Below are 21,841 nucleotides of genomic sequence, written 5' to 3'. Positions count from 1 at the left end.
GACACCACCTCCAATTCGTCCAAACTTATGCGTTAAACTCGCCGCCACTGCCTTTGAAATCGGCAACCCACGAATTCAGCGCACATAATTGCTTATTATTGTAGCACATCCCGCTCCGTTAAACGTTAAGCTCGCCTTAATTTTAAAGACTGGGCATGAAAAAAGCACCTCACAATCGCTAGACTTCTTGGTCTAACAATTATGAAGCACTTCAAAAAACTCCCCGGCGCTTTCGCGTCACCTTTACATAGCTGAAGCGTGCGCCATAAGACAGCCGGCTAATCGCCCTTTGTCCCACGCCTTCAAGTCAGGGTACTACTTCGTTGAACTCCGCTTCATCAAGCCATAAGGCAAGATGACCGTGTTTTCATCAACGGTTTCGTTATTCATTAATTTCGTCAATAAGCGCATGGCCACGGCACCAATATCGTACAGGGGCTGCGTGATCGAGCTCATCTTCGGCCGAACCAGTTCGGTCAGCTTCGTATCGTTACTCGTGATGACTTCGAATTCATCCGGTACGGCAACGCCCGCGTCGGTCAACCCATTCATGACCCCAGCAGCTAATTCGTCGTCGCCGACAAAGGCCGCGGTAGCCCCGGCGGCGTTCAGCGCTGGTTCGAGGGATTGCCCCGCTTTATAGGTGTAATCCGTTTCAAAGACCAGCTTGTCGTCGTAAGCAATTCCGGCGTCTTTCAAGGCCTTCTTGTAACCTTTCAAACGGTAATCATGGTTGATGGCCTGTTCCATGGAGCCGGAAACAAAGGCAATCTTTTGGTTACCGTGGTCAATCAGGTTCTTAACCGCTTCGGCAACGGCGGCCACGTAGTCGATGTTCACGCTAGGCTGCGTCTTTTCGGCATCCACGGAACCCGCCAAGACGATGGGCGCCTTGGAACGACGGAATTCTTCACGCAGTTCGTCGGTGACCTGGTTCCCCATGAAGATGATTCCATCCACTTGTTTGGCCATTAAGGTATTCAGAACTTGAACTTCCTTGCCACCATTTTCATCGGAGTTGGTCAGAATGATATTGTACTTGTACATCATGGCAATATCATCGATCCCCCGGGCTAATGAGGAGAAGTAAGCGTTCGTGACATCGGGAATAATCACCCCAATAGTCGTGGTCTTCTTGCTAGCTAAGCCCCGAGCGACCGCATTGGGCCGGTAGTCCAGGCGGTCAATGACCTCCAAAACTTTCTTCCGGGTTGCCGGTTTTACATTGGGATTGCCGTTAACGACTCGTGATACGGTGGCCATTGAAACCGCCGCCTCGCGCGCCACATCATAAATGGTTACTGTTTGTTTTTCCATAAGCGAGAGCCCTTTCTTTCTTGTTTTGATTTGTTTTCATTCGTTTTCACGCAACTTGACCAGTATACAGAATTGTTTTCATGGACGCAAGAGTGAAAACGCTTTCACATCAAAGAATACCTTATTTTCACAGAATTTTCAAGGCAGAACCCCTATATTCCCAAATAAATAGGCCATTTGATGGTATACTTATGACATTAATTGAAGGGGTGATTTCATGACGAAACTCGAACAAATTCAGCAATGGACAGCGGAACACCACGCTAGCATGACGTACTTAAGCAATCCCAAGACCATCCAATACCTCACTGGTTTTGGGAGTGACCCGATCGAACGGGTCTTAGCTTTAGTCGTCTTCCCGGACCAAGACCCATTCATTTTCGCACCGGCCTTGGAAGTGGAAGTCATCAAGGAAACCGGCTGGCAGTTCCCCGTTGTCGGCTACCTGGACCACGAGAATCCCTGGGCCATGATTGCCGACCAAGTTAAGCAACGCCACGTGAATCCAGAACATATCGCTTTAGAAAAGGGCCAGCTCCAGGTTGCCCGGATGGAAGCCTTAGCGGCCCAATTCACCAGTCCCCGCTTCGACTTGGACATTACCAGCTTTATCGAACACATGCGGTTAATCAAGTCCGAAGAAGAAATCAAGAAACTAGAAATCGCCGGTAAATGGGACGACTTCGCCTTTGAACACGGCTTCGCTGCGGTCAAAGCGGGCAAGACGGAACAATCCGCCGTGGCCGAATTACAGTATGCGCTGATGAAAGAAGGCATTATGGAAATGTCCTTCGGCAGTCTGGTTCAGGCCGGCGCCCACGCCGCAGAGCCCCACGGTGCCACCAACGATACCAAATTTGCCAATAACGAACTGGTTCTCTTCGATTTGGGGACGGTTTACGACGGCTACATTTCCGATGCTTCCCGGACGGTTGCCCTGGGCACTCCGACCGCTAAGCAAAAGGAAATCTACGACGTGTGTCTGGAGGCCCAATTGACGGCGCAGGCCGCCGTCAAGCCCGGCTTAACCGCCGCCGAACTCGACAAGATTGCCCGCGACATCATCACTAAGGCCGGCTACGGCGAATACTTCATTCACCGACTCGGCCACGGAATGGGCATGAGTGATCACGAATTTCCATCCATCATGGAAGGCAACGACTTAGTCCTAGAACCCGGCATGTGCTTCTCCATCGAACCCGGGATTTACATCCCCGGTGTCGCCGGCGTCCGGATCGAAGACTGTGTCCACGTCACGGCCGATGGGAGCCTACCATTCACCCATACACCTAAGGAATTAACCTACGTGGGCTAAGCTTACCCGCGGATAGCTTAAATTGACTCTCACCCGAAGCCACCGTTTCCCCAGCATTTTGGGAAGCGGTGGCTTTTTAGGTTTCATTTCCAAACACGTGATGCCATCAGATTGCCAAAGTGATATCACTATGATATTATTAAGCTATCATCTCGGGGAGGAGTCTTAGGAGGCCACACTATGGCAAAGGAAAAACAAAAACGCTTCTTACTCCGCATGGACGAAAGCCTCTTTGAAAAGCTTTCACAGGCCGCAACGGCCGATGGGCGCAGTATCAACGCGTATATCGTCAACATTTTATCGAAAACTGCGGCACCGGGGAATTGGGAAACCCGTCAGTTGGTGGGCCGCACCGTCCCCGGCACCGCTTTGGACGCCAAGACGGGGCTCGTGTTAGTCGCCGGCATTTACTATCGGTATCTTTTGGAGCCGCGGGAAGCCCCAGACGCCGACGCAGAATATACCATCATCGAGAGTAACGGGAATATCTTGACGTTTAAGAAAATCTGAGGAGGAGTCAGCATGTTCGGCATTAGAATTGTGCGTCAAAATAACGAAGGTTTAGTTGAAACGTTAGGCAAATACACACGTAGCGTGGCCCCTGGCATCCATTTTTATCTACCCGGGTTTCAGAAAATTCGCACGGTGGAGCTGGCGATGACGCCCCTTGCCCTGCCGAATTATTCGGTCATCACCAAGGATAACGCCGATGTCTCGGCCAGCCTGACGCTGAATTACCACGTCACCAACTCCGTGAAGTTTCAATACGAGAACACGGACTCCGTGGAATCCATGGCCCAGCTGGTGCGGGGACACCTGCGCGATATCATTGGTCGGATGGATCTGAACCAGGCGCTGGGGTCTACCGCCAAGATTAATCAGGAACTGGCCACGGCGATCGGTGATTTGACCGACACTTATGGCATCAATGTGGACCGGACCAACATCGACGAACTCACCCCCTCGAAGGCCATTCAATCCGCCATGGATAAGCAATTGACCGCCGACCGGGAGCGGATTGCCGCGATCGCCAAGGCCGAGGGGGAAGCCAAGTCGATTGAACTCACCACCAAGGCCAAGAACGACGCGCTGATGGCCACGGCCACCGCGCAAGCCACCGCCACCAGGACCAGAGCCGACGCCGAGAAATACCGGATCGACACGGTCAACTCTAGTCTGGAGAAGGCCACGCCGGAATTCTTCGAGAACCAGTCGATCTCGGCGTTCAGCGACCTCGCCAAGTCCCCGGCCAACGTGGTCGTGGTCCCCAAGGACGGCATCGCCGATTTAGGTCAGATCCCCGCGATTGGCGCGACCTTGCGGGCCGGATTGCAGACGCCGGAGACACCGCTGCCCAAGGTGAAGGATTAACCCAAGATTATCAGAAGCCATCGTTCACTGCGGAAATGCCGCTGAACGGTGGCTTTTTAGCGTTTCAGGTCCCACTCTTCAGAAAAAAAGAGCTCCAGACGGGTTCCCCCGTCCAAAGCTCTCACTTGAAATTCAATTTAACCCTGTTGCGTCTTCAATTTCTCCACCAGTGCCTGCACCTGATCGCTGGTCTCGCAGTCGTTAATGGCGGCTTCGGCCAAATCGGTCAGCGTGGACGCGTCGAGGTGTTTCATCAGATTCCGCGTCTTCAATACGGACGTCGCACTCATCGAGAATTCGTCGAGGCCCATCCCCATCAGTAACGGTACCGCCGTCTGGTCGCCGGCCATTTCACCACACATGGCAACGCTCGTGTTGTGCCGGTGTGCCGCCTTAATCACGTGGTTAATCAAGCCCAGCAGACTTGGATGGTACGGCTGGTAGAGGTAGGAAACCCGCTCGTTCCCGCGGTCGGCGGCGAACGTGTATTGAATCAGGTCGTTGGTCCCAATGCTAAAGAAGTCCACTTCCTTGGCAAAGTGATCGGCGAAGATGGCCGCGTTAGGAATTTCAATCATCATCCCCAGCTTAATCTTCTCGCCGACCGGAACACCCGCAGCTACCAACTTGGTCTTCTCTTCATTGAAGATCGTCTTGGCCTGTCGTAGCTCTTCCAGCGTGGCAATCATCGGGAACATGATGCCCAGGTCGCCAAACGCCGAGGCCCGGATCAGCGCCCGCAACTGCGTCCGGAAAATATCCTGCCGTTTCAGGGAAATTCGAATGGCCCGGTAGCCCAAAAACGGGTTCATTTCCTTTGGCAACTGCATGTACGATAAGTCCTTGTCGCCCCCGATATCCATGGTCCGAATCACGACCGGCTTGCCAGCCATCTGTGAAACGGCCGCCTTGTAGGCTTCAAACTGGGTGTCTTCGGAAGGCAACTGGTCGCTATCCATGTAGAGAAACTCGGAACGGAACAGCCCGATTCCCTCGGCCCCCGACTGGAGGACGGCGGGTAAATCGGCCGGCGTCCCAATGTTAGCGGCCAACATGAAGGATTGCCCATCCTTAGAAACGGTTGGCTGGTCCTTCAATTGCTTCCACACGGCCTTCTGTTCGGCAAAGTCGGCAGCTTGTTGCCGATAATCCGCGAGTTCGGCCTCGCTGGGATCGACCAACGCCACCCCGTGCAGACCATCCAAGATGACCGTCTGGCCTTCCTGAATGGTTGCCGTGGCCTTCTCGGTTCCCACAACAGCGGGAATCTCCAGCGTCCGGGACATGATGGCCGAGTGGCTGGTTCGCCCACCCAGGTCAACCAGGATGCCCTTGACAAACTGCCGGTCCAACTGAGCCGTGTCCGACGGCGTCAGGTCGTGAGACACCACGACTACGGGTGAGTCCACCAATGCCAAGTCGGGTAGCGGCCGGTTCAGCAGGTGGCTGAGCACCCGCTTGGTCACGTCCCGGACGTCCGCCGCACGCTCTTGCATGTAAGCGTTGTCATCCATGGCCGCAAGCATGGCCGCAAATTGATCGGCCACGTCCTGCTGAGCCGCCTCGGCGTTGCAGGCTTGCTGTTTAATCTCGGTTTCAACCTGTTGGATAAAGTCGGGATCATTGACCATGGCCAGGTGGGCATCGAAGACCTCGGCTTCTTTCGGGCCTAGGTTTTCGAGCGCTTTGGCCTTGATCTCTTCCAGTTCGGTGATCGTGACCTTACGGGCCGCCGCCAAGCGATCGATCTCAGCCTGCGGGTCCGTCACCGTCTTTTTTTCGAAACTTAAATCTGGGTCAACTAACGTGTAGGCTTTCGCGATGCCAATCCCATCGCTCGCCGCAATTCCTGTAATTTTCGTCGACATACATCATTTCTCCTCGGGTAATTCAGTCCGTCATCAGCGCTTCTTCTCAAGCACCTTGTTGACCAGGATACTTGGGTTGTGTTTCACTCCTTGGCGTTGGAGTTCTTCAAAGATATTGAGAAATTGCTTTTGCCGGAACTTAAACCCGTCGATCATGATGGAATAAAAGGCGATATTCCCGTTGCTGACGAGATTGCGGGCTAAGACCACGTTCTTCTCGTCTTGGCTCACCACGGTCTTACGCGCCAGAATACCAATCTGCATGACCGCATTGTTCGGCGTCATTTCAATCTTCAGAATATCCGCCCACGGCACCACCACGGTCGGATCCTGCGTGTTATCCGTGATCCCGCGATCATCAAAGATGTAGTCCGGTTGCTTGCCCAACCCCTTCTTGGCGGTCTCAAAGGCCGCATAGAAGAAGAGTAAGCCAAAGGCCACCGCCACAATCTTCATGATCAGCCAAGTGCCGGTAAAGACCACCCCACAGATGGCGAGACCGAACAGAACAAAGACGATCGTGGTCATGTAAATTCTTAAGCGACTGGGATAAACTTCGTACGCATCTTTCATTATCAATTCCTCAAATCATTTGTGAACTAACTCACCGCCAAGCGTTACTTGATTGCTGAGTCGTATTCTACGCGCTTGGAGTCGGGCACCGTCTGGAAGTAAATTTCCAGACCCTTGTCGTGAAATTCCTTCAGAAGTTCCTTTTCAGCATCGCCAATCGCGACCGTTGGGATAACGAACTTGGTGTTGGCCTTCTTAGAAACCCCACCCACGTTGAGTTCGTCTAATTCCAAGCCGGCATCCAAGGCTTCTTTAACTTCCTTGATGTACTTGAAAACGATCACAACTTTATCGTCGCCAAATTGGTTCTTCTTCCATTCTTCGGCAACTTCGGTGGCACTGTAAACCTTGATACTTAAACCACCGGTTGAGTTGGTGCTGACGTAGATGTCTTTCATGAAGTCATCCGCTGCCGTGGCGTTATCCACGACGTAAACTGAGTTGGTGCCAAATCCCTTGGTCCACTTGGTCATCACTTGACCGTGAATCAACCGATCGTCAACCCGTGCTAAATTAATTTGTCCCATAATATTCATCCTCCATTTTTAACGTACTTCACAATTTATGATTGGTGTAAGAAATTCTTGTCGATTAACTTCATGCCTTCGGTCGCCACACCGATGGAATCCGTAATCAGCTTAGACGTATCGTCCTGAGCATCAGAGAAATTCAGGATGTTGACGAGTAACGGCAAGCTTAGCCCGGTCACGATCTTCATGTCGTTATACTTGGCTAAGGTTGACAGGGACACGTTAGATGGACTCCCACCTAGTAAGTCGACTAGCAATACCGTTTCATCGTAATCGGCTTCGTTGGCTTGTAAAATATCATAAACTTTTGTCCGCAAATCATCAACCGATTCACCGGGATGGAGGCCCAAAGCCTTCACATTTTCCTGGGGACCCATCAATAATTCCATACTTTTTACCGTTTCAACCCCCATGTCGCCGTGGGTAATCACTAAGAATGCGCGTTTCATAATGACTTATTCCTCCTTTAAATGATGTAGAAGATACTCAGTGCAACCAACGCAATGGTTAAGTAGATCAAACCACGCGTAATCTTGAGGCCTTGCTTCTGGAAGTACCAGTACAGCATCAGGACGGCAAACAGTGGCAGAATCCCCGGTAGGATGGTATTCAAAATATCTTGGACATCGAACGTCTTTTTACTAATCGTGAATTTCAGATAACTTTGAATCTTAATGTACTGACCAGCTAAGATCCCCATCATGTAAAGCCCGAGGACCCCTAACCCATCAATGATTCCGGCCATTCGGCCACCAGTCATGATTTCCTTGGCGGCTGCCCGACCCAAGGAATACCCCATCTTCGTGAAGTAATAACCATAAGTAAAGGTGGCAATCGCGAAACATAGGAATGGCAGCAAGGCCCCCATGAAGTTCCCCTTCTGGGCGAATGGCAGGAAGATGGCGATGAAAATGTACTGAACGGTCCCAGAGTCAATGGAGTCCCCAATCCCAGCCAGCGGGCCCATCAGCCCAACCTTGGTGTTGTTGATCATGTCTTCCGAAATGGGTTCTTCTCCATTTGCTAAGGCCTTGGCCCGTGCTTCTTCCAGGGAGATGGTCACCCCGGTTAAGGTTCCCCCACCCCAAGTCGCTTGGGTGTTGAAGAATAACAGGTGGCGCTGGAAGGCCTTGGCCAATTCGGCCTTATCCTTGTACAGTTTCTTCAAGGTTGGAATCAGTCCGAAACAAAAGGCTGGCGCCAACATCCGGTCAAAGGTATGTGGGACTTCGTTGGCCCACCACCAACCGAACCAAGATTTCATTAAATCCTTATTGGTAATTTTATCGGGTTGTGGAATGCGATGTTCTTCTGCTTGGGCGTCCTCTGGTGCTTGAACGTCCGCATTCGTTGCAGCTACTTCTTCACTCATTGATTTGACCTCCTTAATCCTTAATTTGTCGATTTCTTAGACGTAAACGTCACGTAGAGGATGGCGAAGATGGCACCGAAGATGGCGTAAATCGTCATGCTGATGTCCAACTTGGCAAAGGCCACACTCATGAAGTAAGCCAGGAAGAAGAATGGTAAGAGTTGTTTCTTCCCAATAACTTGCATGATAACGGCAATCCCCAAGGCGGCCAGCCCACCACCGACACTGTTCAGGACGTGAATCAACGTCCCGTGTTCGATGTTAGCAACTAAGCTGGAAATCACGGGTGCGCCGAAGTACAGGGCGATAAACATCAGCGGAATGAACAGGGCGAAGGAAATCAAGGTTGGAATACCCATAATGGCAAACCCTAATCCCCGCGCATTTCCTTCCCTAGCGTATTTATCCATTGGCTTCAACGCGAAGGTGTTGAGGAAAAATCTGAATTGATAGAGGTAACTTCCGAGCAACCCCACGGGCACCGCAATGGCGATGGCCCCCTGAGGACTCATGTGGCCCAGCAGCGCAACGGGCACCGCAATGGCCGTTGCGATACATGGTTCGGCGGGTAAGGCCCCACCTGGTGCCACGAAGCCCATGTAAACCAGTTGGATGGCAGCGGTTACAATCATCGCTTGCTTAATGTCCCCCATGATAAAACCAACCATCATCCCGGTCATCAACGGACTAAACCGCATGGTCAAGGTTGAAAAACCTAAGATTCGTGATTCTACCAAGGCAACCCACAGCGCAATGAGCAACGCTTGCCAGATCGATAACGTCACATGCATGATAAATGCCTCCCAAAAGTATAAAATATAATGGCTACAAGAGATAATCATTCTTACCGGTCCGGTAAAAACATCTGCCTCTATTATAAATGAAATCGGTTTCATTACAACCTTGAATATATACTTTTTTTCGAATACAATGGAGCCAAACCATATTGGGGGTAAAATAGCATGACAGAAATCACGATTTACGTTGTCCGCCATGGCGAGACCATACTGAACTCCTTCGACCGGATGCAGGGCTGGGTGGACTCCGACCTCACGGCTAAGGGGCGGCAGCAAGCCCTGAGTACGGGACAACACCTACGCGATATTCCCTTCGACTACGTGTGTTCGTCCGATCTTAACCGCGCTATCCAGACACGCGACCTCATCTTGTCACAGCTGGCCACGCAACCGCAGATTATCACGCCCAACCGGACCTTCCGTGAGGTCTTCTTCGGTTATTATGAGGGCTTAAATGCCCCGGCTACCTGGCGTGAGGTCGCGCAAGCCAGCGGTTACGGCGGCCAAGAGGACTTAATCAGCCACTTCGGCTTTCCTAAGACTCGGCAGATGATGCACGACACCGACCCCGCCAAGATGGCCGAAACCTACGATCAGGTGATTGCCCGGTGGCGGCACGGCTTTGAAGTCCTACACGCCGCCTGCCCGGACCACGCCACCGTCCTTTTGATTACGCACGGGACCTTCATTCGCACGCTGGCCGACCACCAAGGAATTGACATCGTCGGCAATTTTCCGGGCAACGGCAGTGTTTCCATCGTTAAGGAAACCGACGACGCCGTGAACCTAATCAGCTATAATCAAACGATTGACGATTAGCCGCATTTTTTAGTAGAAATTGGAGATAGACTCATGAACTCAGAGCTTTTGCAGACCTTTTTAAAAATTGTAGAATACCGGCAGATTTCGCAGGCTGCAGATTCTCTATACATTACACAAGCCGCCGTAAGTAACCGGTTACATCGGATGGAAAGCTTGCTGGGCGTCAAGCTGATCAACCGGGTCAAGGGGAATAATACGATCTCTTTGACGCGGTATGGTGAACGCCTTGTACCAATTGCCCGCCAATGGATTCAGCTGAATGACCAAGTAGACAGCCTCAAGGAGATGGGCGACTACCACGTTTTAAGCGTAGCCACCTCGCTAGACATCAATACCGCCATTCTCTCGGAAATTGCCCCGACCACCCTGTTGGACGATTCGCTCCTGCGCTTCAGCATTCAAACCACTGATGACTTGAATATTTACGACCTGATTGATAACGATCTGGCCGATATCGGCTTTTCCTTTGTCGAATCCACCCGGCATAAGATCGAAACCCGTAAGATTGGCCAAGAACGGCTGGTCCTGGTCACCAATCCCAATAGCGCCTACCCGGATTTCGTAGGGACCACCATGCTCTCGCGCTACGATGAGGTCATGATTCCCTATAACGATAGCTATCGAAAGTGGCACATGCTGTGTTGGGAAGATAAGATTCCGCCATTCGTTAAGCTGGATGCCAGCCTGATGGTGCCCCAATATCTGGTGAACGACCGAAACTGGGCCTTGATTCCGGAATCCATGGCCCAGTTCTTCCTCAAACATGGTCAGCCGCTGCGGGTGCTCCATCTGTTGGAAAAGCCACCGGTTCTTCCCTTAGTCGCGGTCAGCCGGCCGCAGCGGATCAATGCGCCGGAGGCCAAGAAGCTGGCGGTGAAGTTGCAGTCCGAGTTGTTCAAACGCCAGCAGAACGAAGCTTTCTTCTAGAATTGGCCACACCTTACCACACTCGACGATCGAATGATAGTTTTCTGCCTAGCTTGCGGCTACCGGATGCCCCAGTTCTAGCTGTCGCCTATCGTTCGCGCCAGATGGGCTGGCCAGCAACCAGCGGCTCAAACCTAGGTTGCGACTGATTTTCGTGTTGGGTTAATAAGATTCCCAGATTCCCCATCTCTGGCAGGCACGGGGCTCTGGTCTCACTAATTTTGGTGGGCAGAATACGGTCGCTCTACGGGTCAACACGTTAAGTCTCCTTTCAACCTTTATCTAACATTCAAAAATCGCGGGTTACCTCCTTCATCGGAAGTGACCCGCGATTTTGATTAAAAAAAACGGCCACGCACTGGACGTAGTCGTTAGCTCAATTATTCTGCACTGTCGCTTGGTTGGTCTTCATCGGACGGCGCGGTCGTTTCAGCATCGCTGCTGTCGCTGTCGGCATCCGGTTGGTCATCCGGTAAGTCGGCCACTTGATCGCTACTCAAGACGATGTCATCGGCTGGTTCGTCGTTTACTTCGTCCGGCACCGTTTTCCAAGCGGGCGCATCGTTCTTGGCCTCTAACTTATCGTTTAAGGCTTCTTTGAAATCATCTGCGGCGTCCGCAGCGTAAAAGGCGTAATCAACGGCGCGGTCCTTGAAAGCATTGTAACGGTCACGTGCGGCGTCCTTCAATGCTTCACGTTGTTCCAAGTCCAGGGCGTGATAGGCTGCGAATGCTGCCCCACCAACTAATAATCCTGCTAATAACTTGTGTTTTGCCATACTTATGACTCCCTTTCCGTGATTAGTCTTTGTTCTTATGATTTCTGTAGAGGTCAAAGGCCGTCTTGCCGACCTTGGCCGCCAATGAGGTCTTGGCCGTCTGCTTTGCCGTATCGGTGACCCGGTCCGTCAAATGACGTGTGGCCGTGTTCAAATCGGAAACACTTTCACCCAAATCGGCTGCGGCTTGGAAGACTGGATCGATGGTAGCGACTTTCTGGTTAACGTCCTCCAATAGCTCATTTGCGTTGGCCATGATATTTTCAGCCTGGTGACTAATCACATCTAGATCAGACGTCATCGTTTTCACCGACTTGTTAACCTCACCCAACGTTTTATTCATCTTGACTAAGAACATACCAATGAAGAGGACCAGAATCAAAAACGCAATCGCTGCGATTAGGCCCGCTATTTGTCCACCGGTCATGACAACCCCTCCTTGTACTCAGTTACTTACCAATAGAATAGCATTCTCAGGGGTTCGGTGCAATTAAAACCCCAAATCCAATTAGCTTTTCTCACCCAGAGGTGGGCGGCCAGTGAAAAATCTGCTAAACTAGACAGTAAACTCACTAGAATTGTGGCTGGACCGCAATTCTGGCTATCTAAAGGAGACGCGTTTCTTGACGGATTTAGTTGCCACCACGGCCACTTCTTCCAAGTGGTTTCAGAACTATGTCAGTTCTTTCGACTGGGAGAAGTTTGGTCATTTAATTACAAGTCGTTTTCTCTCCCTCCTCTTCTTGACGGTTTTATTCTTTGCCATCAACGTGGTGGGAAAATTTATTTTACGGCGCAGTTTTAAACGGTATCTCGTGCCCAAATCCGGGCCCAGCAACCGGCTGCAGACCATTAGCATGCTCACCATGAACCTCTTCCACTACACCATCCTGTTCTTCTGGATTTACGCCATTCTCTCGACCCTAGGCGTGCCGGTTGGAACCCTGATTGCCGGTGCCGGAATCTTCAGTTTGGCCTTAGGGCTAGGGGCCCAAGGCTTCGTGAGCGACCTGGTCACCGGGATCTCAATCCTGTTGGAACAACAACTCGATGTGGGCGATGTCGTTCAGATTGGGACGATTGAGGGCACCGTCACGTCGATTGGCCTGCGCACCACACAGGTGACCAGCGCGGATGGCACCCTGAACTTCATCCCCAACCGCAACATTACCATCGTCTCCAACCGGTCACGCAACAACATGCATGCGCTGGTGAACATCCCCATTGCGCCGACGACGCCGGTGGAAAAGTTACCCGAGATTATTCAAGCGGTCAACGATAAGCTACTGCCGCAACACCCTAACGTGATTGGCACGCCCCTCATCACCGGCGTGGTCACCCTGCCGCCCAACGAGCTGGTCTTTCAGGTCAGCCTCACCTGCAAGAGCGGCAGCCAATTTACCCTTCAGGCGACCTTCCTGACGGCCTACCTCAAGGCGATTCGTCAGGCAGGCATCCAACTGCCAACCCACGCCACGATGCCGACCGGCAAATAATTCCGGGCGTTTAGCGATCGGCGCGACCCGGTTATTTGGGCCGTTTGCGCATAAGTGGCGTCAATTTCGCAATAGAAGCAAATAGCGACCGAATCCTCTTAAAATCAGGATTCAGTCGCTATTTTTCTGGCCAAAACGGGGCCGACCGCTAGAGTTTCTGGTCGGCCACCGGTTCCTTAGCCGTGACATCATAATATTTGTGGAGGTTGTGCGCCAAGAAATTAATCCGTTTCAGCAATTCACGCCGCGTGATAATTCCCTGAAAGACCTTCTGTTCATCCACCAATGGAATGAACGGCTCATCCACTAAGTAGTTTAAAATCGTTTCTAACTTGGTCGGGTCATTGACCCACCGATTCACCGGTAACATGGCATCCGCCACGGTATAGCGGCTCAGCTGTTCCACCGCGGCCCCGGGCACGTGCAGCAGGTATTCCGAAATCGCAGCTAGCGAAATCATCCCCTGCAACCGATCATCCGGCGTGAGGACCGGAATCCGGCTGTATCCGACCTTCGAGAGGACCATAAAGGCGTGTTCCAAAGTATTGGTTGCCGTGACGTTGGCAACCACGTCCGCTGAAATCACGTAACTCTTCGGATCTTTAAGTAACATCTGCTCAACGGCTGGATCAATCATGCCTCGTTCATCCTTTCTGCGTCTCTGAGCGGGCAAAGGTAAATTTTAGATCTGGCACGGGCTGCCCATCCCGCGTCACGTATTGAACGACCCATTGGCTAGCGGTCACGGTCAGCACGGCACAGGTGCCCCCGAGACGTTGAAATGCCCCTCGCGGCTGACTGATGCTCCCCGGGTTGACGAACAGGTGACCACCCACCATTTCCGCGGCGAGTTGGTGCGTGTGACCATAAAAGACGACCTCAGCCTGAGCCGCGTCCGCGCGCAATTTCAATTGCGTCAAGTCCCAGTTCACGTGGTCGTGGTGCCCGTGCGTCAGTAACACTTGGCAACCGTCAATGCGTGGCGTGACGACCCGCGGAAAGCCATCATCGAAGTCCATATTCCCTTGGACCGCGTAAACGTCCTGGAACCACGGATCATCGGCCGCCATTTCCGAATCGCCGCAGTGAAAGACGGCATCCGGCTGAAGCTGTTGTCGCAGGCGCTGCAAGATTTCCCGATCACCGTGGTTATCACTAATCACTAACCAACGACTCATTTTAAGCCTCCCACCAGGCGTCAAACTGCGGCAACATGGCCGCCGTAGCCTTCGCCCTATGACTGTGTTGATTCTTCATGGCCAGTCCCATCTCGGCAAACGTCAGGCCCTCGGCTGGTACGTAAAACAACGGATCATAGCCAAAACCATCGTGTCCTCGTGGAGCCGTGAGAATCTCGCCACGAACTTCACCGGTCGCGACCAATTTCTTCCCGTTAGGCTTAATCAGCACTAACGACGTGTGAAAGGCTGCCCCGCGCTTCTCAGCCGGAACGCCTTGCAAATTGGCCAGTAACTTTTCGTTGTTCTTGGCGTCATCGTGATCGCCGGCATAACGGGCCGAGTAGATTCCCGGTTCACCGTTGAGGGCATCGACCATCAGGCCGGAATCATCCGCCAACACGGGTAACTGGGTCTCTTGGGCGACCGCGGTGGCCTTGAGCGTGGCATTTTCCGTGAAGGTTTTGCCGGTCTCGGCCACTTGCTTTAAATCTGGAAAGTCCGCCAAGGTTTTGACGGTCAAGCCCTTGGGCTCAAAGATTGCCCGAAACTCCCGCGCTTTGCCGGCGTTCTTGGTGGCAATGACAATTGTGTTCTCCATTCGTTATCCAACCTCCGTTGTTTGGGTTAACGTTGCAACGGGCAACTGGTGCGCCCGAACTGGTGTCTCCTTTAACCAATTATCGGCTAATTTATTGAAACGGTCAACATCGCCCGTGGTGTAGTAGACGGCCGCGGGATGGGCAACGCCACTCGGATTGGCTAAGTCCCAATAGTCCAGCAACGACGTGGCCATCTTGGCCGTCGCCGTGCCAGGATCGACCAACGTTACCGCAGGCCCCATCACGTCTTGAATCAACGGCCGTAACAACGGAAAATGCGTACAGCCCATGACCAACGTGTCAATGTTCCTGTCCTGTAGCGGTGCCAAACCGGCGCGCACCACGGCGCGGGCGTGGTCCGAGTCCAAATCGTTGGCCTCCACCAAGTCCACAAAGTTCTGACAAGCCAGGCTGAACACCTGATTGTTCGGGTCCTTCGTCAGAATCGTTTGCCGATACTGGTCGCTCTTGATGGTTCCCGTGGTGGCAATGACCCCGATCCGATGGTTCTTCGTGGCTTGGACCGCCGACCGTGCACCGGGAGCAATGACGCCCACGACCGGGATGGTGAGTTCCCGTTGCATGGTGCTCAGGGCCGCCGCCGTCGCCGTATTACAGGCGATAATCAACATCTTAATATCGGCCCGTTGCCGCAGGAAAGCCGCAATTTGTCGGGTGAAGGTCGTGACCTCCGCCGCATCGCGTGGCCCATAAGGCAAGCGCGCTTGATCCCCCAAAAATACTGTCTTTTCGGTAGGCAGCAACCGCTGAACCTCTTTTAATACCGTTAAGCCGCCGACTCCTGAATCCATTAATCCAATTGGACTGTTCTGCATGAATCAACGCTCCTCTCAGTTACTTGAAACTATATTATCGCCTTTTTATGAAGCGGATTCAAGTTTCTTGCCAGAAAATACCGCGACCCGTAAAAAAAGCGTTAAATTTCTCGCCAGCTCAAAGTTGCCCACTTTTTAAGGTATAATGGAAAGCGAATATAATTCGGACAAAGGAGCCAACTATTTTGAAAAACTTATACCAGACCGTCATGAACGATGCTGCCGGGGCCCCGTACCTGCCCCAGATGATCCTTCGTGACGCCCTCATTCCCGAATTGCTTGGTGAGGACAAGGGCGCCATCGGCTATTGGGCCGGCAAGTCACTGGCCCGCCGCTTCCCCATTGGCAATCCCACCGATGCGGCGGTCTTCTTCCAGCAGGTCGGCTTCGGGATATTGACTCTTGAAAAGCAGACGGCGCAGATGACCCAGTGGCAGCTCAGCGGCGATCCCGTCCGGCTACGACTGAAGGTCGAGGGCGACACCGACTTCACCTTGGAGGCGGGATTTCTCGCCGAAATGATGGCCCAACAACTCGGCGTGGTCACCGAAGCGGAGCTGATCGACACCAGTCGGAAGCTAAAGGACCGGGCCGTGACCTTCGCCGTCTACACGGACCCCACCGATGTGATTCAAGAATACGACGCCCCGGAACCCTTGAAGCTGGTGAAACCAGACGTGCCCGACGAACCGGCTAAATAGGTATCGGCGATCGACGATGACTAGGCGTGGCCGATCGTGTGTTTACTTAATCAACGCAATTAAGATGAAACGACTGCCGCGAGATTTCGCGGTGGCCGTTTTTTTGCGGTTCGGGAATGACTAGCAAGTACTGCGAAAAGGGCCACTACAGACGTAATGACTCTTTTGGCAATCTATTCTAACTGATTTACTTGACTAACGTGCGACTGGCCGTAATGTAGCCGCCGGAAACTTTATAATGACGAACGCCATTATTTGAATAGTCCCAGCCATTAATTTTAAGCACAGTTTTCGCTGCAATATGGTGACGCTTATGCTTGAAGTTAACGTCACGATAGAGATTGATACCCTGCTTTACGGTAACCTGCCTAGGCACCGTATGCTTACCCGTCTGCACATCCTGCTTATTAGCTGACACGTACTTCTTATTGGTCAGCTGGAAGCTGTAATGACCATTCTGAAGAACAATTCGTTTCACCTTGAGGACTTGTCCTTGACGATAATGGTGCTTAGCCTTACCGGTCAACTTACCATTACTATAGGCGCTCAAACCACGAACGTTGATCACAGTAATCGTTTTGGCAGTCTTACTGTATTCAGCCGGCTGAACATACTTGGCGTTGGCGGTAATATAGCCAGTTTGACCATAACTCTTAGACTTCTTGTTCACATCTCGAACATGGTAGCGCAAACGACCCGCTTTAGACTTAGCCGTTCCTAAGACCTTAAACTGTGGTTGGTGCATCTGCGGTTGATAACGATACCCTAAAATCTGGTTAGCCTTAGAAAAATCTGGCTTGCGGTAGAGAACCATCCCTTTCACAGCGGTAACCATCTTCGGAAGTGATGGTCCGTGCGGCTTCGCCGGTGCCGTTGGCTTGTTGTCACTTGGCGTGGTTGGATGACTGTCCCCAGTCTGACTTCCAGTGTTACCGTCAGGCTGAGTCATTCCAGCACTACCACCTTGACCGTAATTGCCACTAGGTCCGGATTGGGCATACTTATTCGCGGTTAATTCAACGGAATCAATCTCTTTGCCGTCTGGATCTCGCGTAATAATCTTCATTTTCTTGTCGTGAACCTCTGCCGTCAAATAAACCTTTTGGTGCTTATCGGACTGCAAATATTGCCATGCGTCGGGCTCATTAGGCAAGATATCATACGTCTTATCCCCCGTGTGTCCCGCTGCTAGATACGTTGTTCCCTTAGTGTGGCTCTCCCGGTAGTTAAAGAGTTTGCGCGTCCGACCATAAGAATGATCATGCCCACTGAAGACGACATCGATACCTAGCTCATCACAAACCGGTGGCAGCATCTTGTGAAACATCGTTGATTCTGAATCTGCAGGGTTTTTGTTGTAAGGCGGTTGATGAGTTGCAACAATCTTCCAAGTTTTGTTAGAAGAACGCATATCCTTACGGAGCCAATCCAACTCCTGCTTCATTTCATCAGCATTGTTGGTCCACCCCAACGAGGCAATGTGCATATTGCCATAGTCCACCGAGAAAGTTCCCTTTCGGTTAACTGGTGCACCATTGTGGCTTGGTGTCCCAAGCATCGCCGTTGCCTTACTACCATCATCTCCCATATATTCATGATTTCCTAGGACGTGAATCATATCTAAAGAATCGTAAATTGGATGTTTATTAAACATCTGCGAAGTGATATCAGCTTCATTGAAGACTGCCTGATCATCGTTGAAGTCTCCAACATGCAGCGCAAAGTCAGGCCGATGCTCCGGCGTTTCTAGCCGTTCAATAATCTTATCAAAATCGGCCAACTCCGACTCTTTACCGACTTGCGTATCGCCAAAAATATTAAACGTTAGATTCTTACTATCCGTTAACGTCTTGAACTGTCGGGGCTCTGACCACTTCTCGCCATTTCCAACACGATAAGTATATTCAGTTCCCGGCTTCAAGCCCTTTGCCGTCACACTGTTGACACGGATGGCCTTGCTATCGCTGACATAGGTGAAAGTCTTCTGCTCACCTTTATAATCCTTAAAGGCTGCCTCCTTCTTATCCTTATAGTCTTTAGTCGGCGCCACTTGCATAATCGCTTCTTGCTTGCCCACAATTGGATTCGTAAACCAAGTAATCGTCTTTTGCGTCATCGGATCTTGCGTTGAGCCCGCTAACAAGTTTGATGGTGTCTCCGACTTGGCGGCATCAAAAGCCTGTGCATGCGTCGGGAAGTTACTGCTAGTCCCTTTTTGGACAAACAGTACAAATTTTCCGGATGCGGCGGTTAACTTGTCACTCTTAAGACGTCCTTGGGAATCTGTCTTACCCACTTCAACTGCTTTCTCAGTTCCCTTTTTCATCGTAATAACTGCATCGGCAACTGGCTTTTTCTGATCGTCGGTTACCGTTAACTCGCCCGGTTCCTTAACGATCATCTGTCCCAGCTTCACTTGATAAGCAGCTTCGACCTTGATGTTCATGGGTTTAGAGGCAAATGAACTAAGCATATCAGCATTCTCGACATTCACGAATTCAGCCGTCCCGCGGGTTAATTGCAAATTAAGTTTGGCGTCCGCCTCAGTTTCATTGGGAACATCTACGATAACATGAGCTAACACGTTTGCCGCAGTCTTAGTACTTGTTCCGCTATTGTCCTTAATTTGTAGCTTCAAAATGCTAGTATCTTTATCATAATTGTAGGTATTGTCTTTAGACTCTTTGGCAAATTTAACATCTCTGACTGGGAAGCCCTTGCCAATGTTAATCGTGAACTCACCCGACTTGATATTAGCTAACTTCTCAGCAACCAAATTAAATTCGGCCGTCCCCCCTAGCTTTACTGACTTATTTTGAAGGTCCAAATGAATCCCAGTTTGGTTATTGGTCTGAACATCAAAGTAAGCATCTTTATCCGTTCGGTTACCAAACTTATCATAAACAACCACCTTTACGTGATGAGTTCCGTTAGCATACTGATAACCCTTTAGCGTAAAGGTACCGTCCGGATCGAAGGTATACTTGCTACTGTCGTCCGTTAAATCCTGACCGTCAACATAAATCTTATTTCGTTCCCAATCGATACCAGACATGTTTGGATCATTTTGATCATCGTGAATCTTGGTCGTAATTGTCGGCGCATTATCCGTAAATGTTTTCCCATCAACGGAAATGCTATCTACAATTGGGCTCTTCAGGTCATCAACGTTAGCACCATAAACCGCACGAATGTTATCGACAAAAATGCTTCCCTTAGTTTGTGGCGAACCATTTTCCTCTCCAGACTTCAAGGCCATCATTCGAACGACCTGCTTAGGAAATGTTGCGTATGGTCCTTGATAATCTTTTGGAATTTGCGCTTCCACATATTTCCAGCCAGTCCAGTCAATTCCCGTCTTCTGATCCGTAAAGTTAAGTGGCTTAGCCGTTCCTTTGCCATCATAAATCTGACTTCTCAGCCAATAACCTTGGGCCTCAGGCGTTGCATAGACCCACATTCCAATCGCAGTTGGCGCCCCTGGAATATCTTTTTTAGTATCTGGACCCGCATAAGCTCCCAGAGTAGTTTCCTTCTGACCAGTTGTAAAATCAAATTTAACCTCCAGTGCATGATCACCGAAGCGAACTTGACCATTTTCTGAATTTGCGAGATCAAGGCTATTTTGTTCTCCACGACCAGAACCGCTGACTTTCCAATCGTCCAATCCTTTTTCGAAATCATAGAGCACAACCGGTAGCTGGCCAATTTCAACCTCTAAAGATTCCGAAATGCTTGTACCATCGACAGTTGCTGTAATCGTCCCCTGGGCATGTTTGCTAGCTGTATGTAGCTGGCCTTGAGCATCGACCGTTCCCAACTCTGCCGGTAATTTCCAATCAATATCGTGTTCTTTCAGCGCCACATCGCGACCCTTGTACCGCGCCGTCATTCCTAGCGAAGAAACCGAGTTCGTCTTTAAACTTATCTTTTTATTTAAAAAAGTAAGTGAATCTGGCATTGCAATCGTCACGGTTGCCTGCCCCACGACTTTACCCTCGTGGACCAACTTGGCCGTCACATCGCCACTTTTACCATTCGACTTAAAGGCCCCAGTCTTGGCATCAATCTCACCCAACCGATTATCTTCCAATGACCAACTGACATTAGTGGGTAAGTCCGCATTGTAGCCGGCCTTATCAACACCTTTGGCTTTAAAGTTGATGGTCGATTTTGGCGTATACACACTATCCTTAGGGGAGACTTGTGCCCGATCAAAACTATGATCCGATTTCTCAGTTGTTGTAATTAACCAACTGTTCGACACCTTACGTTCTTCACCATCAGAAGGCTTGTTTTTTAAGCTTAGTCCCTCATCTCCGGGCGTTCGCGAAAGATAGGTCGTTGAACCACCACCATCAAGATTCAGTGCGTCAACTGCGCCCTGATCTTTCATGGTTTCTGCTAGTTCCATTATAGTCATCCCATTTGAGTAAGGCGATTGTTTGCCATCAATAGAGACAAAGAAGACCGTGCCGTCTTTGCGGATTCCAACGGCACTACGCGCAGCAAAGTTATCACCATACTGGTGAATACCCGTTTGAACAACGCCTTGCTTCACGAGGATACCTAAGCCACCCAACGCTTGATTCAGATCGCCCTTCACTGCATTATACTGACCCTGATCACCAATTATAGGATCGCCATTCTTCTTAACCCCGAAGAAGGCTTCGCCACTGTCGGCCTTTGCTGCATGAATTTCGACCCCATCTTTCACCACATTTCCAGATGGCTCACCGTTTCCCATGTTAAAGAAATCCGCATTGAGTCCGGCAACAACCTGATGGCCATTCTTAATCGCAGCATTTGCTTCACCACGGACTGTTTGCAGGCCAAAGTCTTTACCATCGTCCATGGTTCCAGCATACAATCCAGTCGTCTTATTCTTTAAGTCAACCGAGACTGTGTTCATCACCGTTCGATCGCCAACGGCATTTTTGTAGGTCACTTTCTTTTCATCAATTCCTGAAGCCAGCTGATTTCCAGTCTGCTCAATGGTATTTTGGGCCACGTTCACAGCTCTAGTTTCCTTAGGCTCTGTCTTAGTTTTTGCGGCTAATTGGCTGGCCAATACCTGGTGGGTCATACTGGTCTGGGCGTGGGCCACAGGTGTTAATAACGGCATCAATACCAGAGCCGTCGCGAGTGTCGCGCGTAATTGTCTTCCTCGGGTAGTCATCGATCTCAAATTCCTTTCTAGGTTTGCAATTAATAATTAGCCATTTCGACGTTCCGTTTTCAGAAAGTAAAATAGCACATTGCAAAGTTTACCTGAATTTTCATTTGATTTGGGTAACTTAATCAACCCTGTACACGATGGTTACACAATCTTTACGTGTTTATAAATATGCCTATAT

The 21,841-nt window shown here is 50.8% G+C and carries 21 protein-coding genes; 7 read left to right on the top strand and 14 right to left on the bottom strand.

The genetic code is table 11. From position 1 onward, the window contains the following. Window positions 1–315 precede the first annotated feature (315 nt). Window positions 316–1,317, bottom strand: coding sequence for a catabolite control protein A (gene ccpA, locus V8I28_RS08475; RefSeq protein WP_341779679.1), 1,002 nt, complete (start codon window positions 1,315–1,317; stop codon window positions 316–318). Window positions 1,318–1,534: 217 nt separating this feature from the next. Here ccpA and V8I28_RS08470 point away from each other — a divergent pair, with 217 nt between their 5' ends. The 3 genes from V8I28_RS08470 to V8I28_RS08460 all read left to right on the top strand — a co-directional run bounded on the left by V8I28_RS08470 (window position 1,535) and on the right by V8I28_RS08460 (window position 4,003). Then, a complete protein-coding gene (locus tag V8I28_RS08470) occupies window positions 1,535–2,632 on the top strand; it encodes a M24 family metallopeptidase (RefSeq protein WP_341779678.1) in 1,098 nt (365 codons plus the stop codon). Between the two features lie 180 nt (window positions 2,633–2,812). Beyond that, window positions 2,813–3,142, top strand: coding sequence for a toxin-antitoxin system HicB family antitoxin (locus V8I28_RS08465; protein WP_341779677.1), 330 nt, complete (start codon window positions 2,813–2,815; stop codon window positions 3,140–3,142). Between the two features lie 12 nt (window positions 3,143–3,154). Next, window positions 3,155–4,003: an SPFH domain-containing protein gene (locus tag V8I28_RS08460; RefSeq protein ID WP_341779676.1), complete on the top strand. Its 849-nt coding sequence runs from the start codon at window positions 3,155–3,157 to the stop codon at window positions 4,001–4,003. A gap of 137 nt (window positions 4,004–4,140) precedes the next feature. Here V8I28_RS08460 and ptsP read toward each other — a convergent pair whose 3' ends face one another. Genes ptsP through V8I28_RS08430 form a run of 6 tightly spaced genes read right to left on the bottom strand, consistent with a single transcriptional unit; the run spans window position 4,141 to window position 9,137 of the window. Next, window positions 4,141–5,871 carry a phosphoenolpyruvate--protein phosphotransferase gene (ptsP, locus tag V8I28_RS08455; protein WP_341779675.1) on the bottom strand — a complete coding sequence of 577 codons (1,731 nt, stop codon included), beginning with the start codon at window positions 5,869–5,871 and terminating at the stop codon, window positions 4,141–4,143. A 33-nt stretch (window positions 5,872–5,904) separates the two neighbouring features. Next, window positions 5,905–6,444 carry a hypothetical protein gene (locus V8I28_RS08450; protein WP_341779674.1) on the bottom strand — a complete coding sequence of 180 codons (540 nt, stop codon included), beginning with the start codon at window positions 6,442–6,444 and terminating at the stop codon, window positions 5,905–5,907. A 44-nt stretch (window positions 6,445–6,488) separates the two neighbouring features. Continuing rightward, entirely contained in the window at window positions 6,489–6,971 is a 483-nt protein-coding gene (locus V8I28_RS08445; protein ID WP_341779673.1) for a PTS system mannose/fructose/N-acetylgalactosamine-transporter subunit IIB, read from the bottom strand. A gap of 35 nt (window positions 6,972–7,006) precedes the next feature. Further along, window positions 7,007–7,423, bottom strand: coding sequence for a PTS sugar transporter subunit IIA (locus V8I28_RS08440; protein ID WP_341779672.1), 417 nt, complete (start codon window positions 7,421–7,423; stop codon window positions 7,007–7,009). Between the two features lie 17 nt (window positions 7,424–7,440). Further along, window positions 7,441–8,346 carry a PTS system mannose/fructose/sorbose family transporter subunit IID gene (locus V8I28_RS08435; protein ID WP_341779671.1) on the bottom strand — a complete coding sequence of 302 codons (906 nt, stop codon included), beginning with the start codon at window positions 8,344–8,346 and terminating at the stop codon, window positions 7,441–7,443. A gap of 20 nt (window positions 8,347–8,366) precedes the next feature. Next, window positions 8,367–9,137 carry a PTS mannose/fructose/sorbose/N-acetylgalactosamine transporter subunit IIC gene (locus tag V8I28_RS08430; protein ID WP_341779670.1) on the bottom strand — a complete coding sequence of 257 codons (771 nt, stop codon included), beginning with the start codon at window positions 9,135–9,137 and terminating at the stop codon, window positions 8,367–8,369. A gap of 171 nt (window positions 9,138–9,308) precedes the next feature. On the opposite strand from V8I28_RS08430, the gene V8I28_RS08425 reads away from it, so the two are divergent. Both V8I28_RS08425 and V8I28_RS08420 read left to right on the top strand, forming a co-directional pair. Then, entirely contained in the window at window positions 9,309–9,962 is a 654-nt protein-coding gene (locus tag V8I28_RS08425) for a histidine phosphatase family protein (RefSeq protein ID WP_341779669.1), read from the top strand. A 33-nt stretch (window positions 9,963–9,995) separates the two neighbouring features. Next, entirely contained in the window at window positions 9,996–10,892 is an 897-nt protein-coding gene (locus tag V8I28_RS08420; protein WP_341779668.1) for a LysR family transcriptional regulator, read from the top strand. A gap of 380 nt (window positions 10,893–11,272) precedes the next feature. Here V8I28_RS08420 and V8I28_RS08415 read toward each other — a convergent pair whose 3' ends face one another. Both V8I28_RS08415 and V8I28_RS08410 read right to left on the bottom strand, forming a co-directional pair. Further along, a complete protein-coding gene (locus V8I28_RS08415) occupies window positions 11,273–11,671 on the bottom strand; it encodes a hypothetical protein (RefSeq protein ID WP_341779667.1) in 399 nt (132 codons plus the stop codon). Window positions 11,672–11,693: 22 nt separating this feature from the next. Beyond that, window positions 11,694–12,098, bottom strand: coding sequence for a DUF948 domain-containing protein (locus tag V8I28_RS08410; RefSeq protein WP_341779666.1), 405 nt, complete (start codon window positions 12,096–12,098; stop codon window positions 11,694–11,696). A gap of 196 nt (window positions 12,099–12,294) precedes the next feature. Between V8I28_RS08410 and V8I28_RS08405 the strand changes: the two genes are divergently transcribed. Continuing rightward, window positions 12,295–13,167 carry a mechanosensitive ion channel family protein gene (locus V8I28_RS08405; RefSeq protein ID WP_341779665.1) on the top strand — a complete coding sequence of 291 codons (873 nt, stop codon included), beginning with the start codon at window positions 12,295–12,297 and terminating at the stop codon, window positions 13,165–13,167. Between the two features lie 148 nt (window positions 13,168–13,315). Here V8I28_RS08405 and cbpB read toward each other — a convergent pair whose 3' ends face one another. From cbpB to racE, 4 genes are read right to left on the bottom strand one after another with little or no spacing between them, the layout of a single operon-like run. Continuing rightward, complete coding sequence (gene cbpB / locus V8I28_RS08400; RefSeq protein WP_341779664.1) at window positions 13,316–13,804, bottom strand: cyclic-di-AMP-binding protein CbpB; 489 nt, start codon at window positions 13,802–13,804, stop codon at window positions 13,316–13,318. A 7-nt stretch (window positions 13,805–13,811) separates the two neighbouring features. Then, window positions 13,812–14,345 carry a metallophosphoesterase gene (locus V8I28_RS08395; protein ID WP_341779663.1) on the bottom strand — a complete coding sequence of 178 codons (534 nt, stop codon included), beginning with the start codon at window positions 14,343–14,345 and terminating at the stop codon, window positions 13,812–13,814. A 1-nt stretch (window position 14,346) separates the two neighbouring features. After that, on the bottom strand, window positions 14,347–14,946 hold the full coding sequence (locus V8I28_RS08390) for an XTP/dITP diphosphatase (protein WP_341779662.1): 600 nt from the start codon (window positions 14,944–14,946) through the stop codon (window positions 14,347–14,349). Window positions 14,947–14,949: 3 nt separating this feature from the next. After that, window positions 14,950–15,783 (bottom strand): glutamate racemase, encoded by an 834-nt coding sequence (gene racE / locus V8I28_RS08385; RefSeq protein ID WP_341779661.1) that lies wholly within the window; start codon window positions 15,781–15,783, stop codon window positions 14,950–14,952. A gap of 185 nt (window positions 15,784–15,968) precedes the next feature. Between racE and V8I28_RS08380 the strand changes: the two genes are divergently transcribed. Continuing rightward, window positions 15,969–16,484: a YslB family protein gene (locus V8I28_RS08380; protein WP_341779660.1), complete on the top strand. Its 516-nt coding sequence runs from the start codon at window positions 15,969–15,971 to the stop codon at window positions 16,482–16,484. 187 nt (window positions 16,485–16,671) lie between these two features. On the opposite strand, the gene V8I28_RS08375 is transcribed toward V8I28_RS08380, so the two are convergent. Then, window positions 16,672–21,663: a phosphodiester glycosidase family protein gene (locus V8I28_RS08375; protein WP_341779659.1), complete on the bottom strand. Its 4,992-nt coding sequence runs from the start codon at window positions 21,661–21,663 to the stop codon at window positions 16,672–16,674. Between the last annotated feature and the right edge of the window lie 178 nt (window positions 21,664–21,841).

Origin of the sequence: Levilactobacillus sp. HBUAS70063 (assembly GCF_038374745.1) — a bacterium.
In the GTDB taxonomy this organism is placed as follows: domain Bacteria; phylum Bacillota; class Bacilli; order Lactobacillales; family Lactobacillaceae; genus Levilactobacillus.
Note: the sequence above shows the minus strand (reverse complement) of the source record. Positions and strands in the feature narration are given on the sequence as shown.

What these genes read in the sequence shown, in the direction of transcription:
- V8I28_RS08425 (WP_341779669.1), top strand. Translation starts at nt 9,309, where the DNA reads ATGACAGAAATCACGATTTACGTTGTCCGCCATGGCGAGACCATACTG.
- V8I28_RS08450 (WP_341779674.1), bottom strand. Translation starts at nt 6,444, where the DNA reads ATGAAAGATGCGTACGAAGTTTATCCCAGTCGCTTAAGAATTTACATG.
- V8I28_RS08375 (WP_341779659.1), bottom strand. Translation starts at nt 21,663, where the DNA reads ATGACTACCCGAGGAAGACAATTACGCGCGACACTCGCGACGGCTCTG.
- V8I28_RS08445 (WP_341779673.1), bottom strand. Translation starts at nt 6,971, where the DNA reads ATGGGACAAATTAATTTAGCACGGGTTGACGATCGGTTGATTCACGGT.
- V8I28_RS08465 (WP_341779677.1), top strand. Translation starts at nt 2,813, where the DNA reads ATGGCAAAGGAAAAACAAAAACGCTTCTTACTCCGCATGGACGAAAGC.
- V8I28_RS08415 (WP_341779667.1), bottom strand. Translation starts at nt 11,671, where the DNA reads ATGGCAAAACACAAGTTATTAGCAGGATTATTAGTTGGTGGGGCAGCA.
- V8I28_RS08420 (WP_341779668.1), top strand. Translation starts at nt 9,996, where the DNA reads ATGAACTCAGAGCTTTTGCAGACCTTTTTAAAAATTGTAGAATACCGG.
- V8I28_RS08460 (WP_341779676.1), top strand. Translation starts at nt 3,155, where the DNA reads ATGTTCGGCATTAGAATTGTGCGTCAAAATAACGAAGGTTTAGTTGAA.
- ptsP (WP_341779675.1), bottom strand. Translation starts at nt 5,871, where the DNA reads ATGTCGACGAAAATTACAGGAATTGCGGCGAGCGATGGGATTGGCATC.
- V8I28_RS08430 (WP_341779670.1), bottom strand. Translation starts at nt 9,137, where the DNA reads ATGCATGTGACGTTATCGATCTGGCAAGCGTTGCTCATTGCGCTGTGG.
- V8I28_RS08390 (WP_341779662.1), bottom strand. Translation starts at nt 14,946, where the DNA reads ATGGAGAACACAATTGTCATTGCCACCAAGAACGCCGGCAAAGCGCGG.
- racE (WP_341779661.1), bottom strand. Translation starts at nt 15,783, where the DNA reads ATGCAGAACAGTCCAATTGGATTAATGGATTCAGGAGTCGGCGGCTTA.
- V8I28_RS08410 (WP_341779666.1), bottom strand. Translation starts at nt 12,098, where the DNA reads ATGACCGGTGGACAAATAGCGGGCCTAATCGCAGCGATTGCGTTTTTG.
- cbpB (WP_341779664.1), bottom strand. Translation starts at nt 13,804, where the DNA reads ATGATTGATCCAGCCGTTGAGCAGATGTTACTTAAAGATCCGAAGAGT.
- V8I28_RS08435 (WP_341779671.1), bottom strand. Translation starts at nt 8,346, where the DNA reads ATGAGTGAAGAAGTAGCTGCAACGAATGCGGACGTTCAAGCACCAGAG.
- V8I28_RS08440 (WP_341779672.1), bottom strand. Translation starts at nt 7,423, where the DNA reads ATGAAACGCGCATTCTTAGTGATTACCCACGGCGACATGGGGGTTGAA.
- V8I28_RS08395 (WP_341779663.1), bottom strand. Translation starts at nt 14,345, where the DNA reads ATGAGTCGTTGGTTAGTGATTAGTGATAACCACGGTGATCGGGAAATC.
- ccpA (WP_341779679.1), bottom strand. Translation starts at nt 1,317, where the DNA reads ATGGAAAAACAAACAGTAACCATTTATGATGTGGCGCGCGAGGCGGCG.
- V8I28_RS08470 (WP_341779678.1), top strand. Translation starts at nt 1,535, where the DNA reads ATGACGAAACTCGAACAAATTCAGCAATGGACAGCGGAACACCACGCT.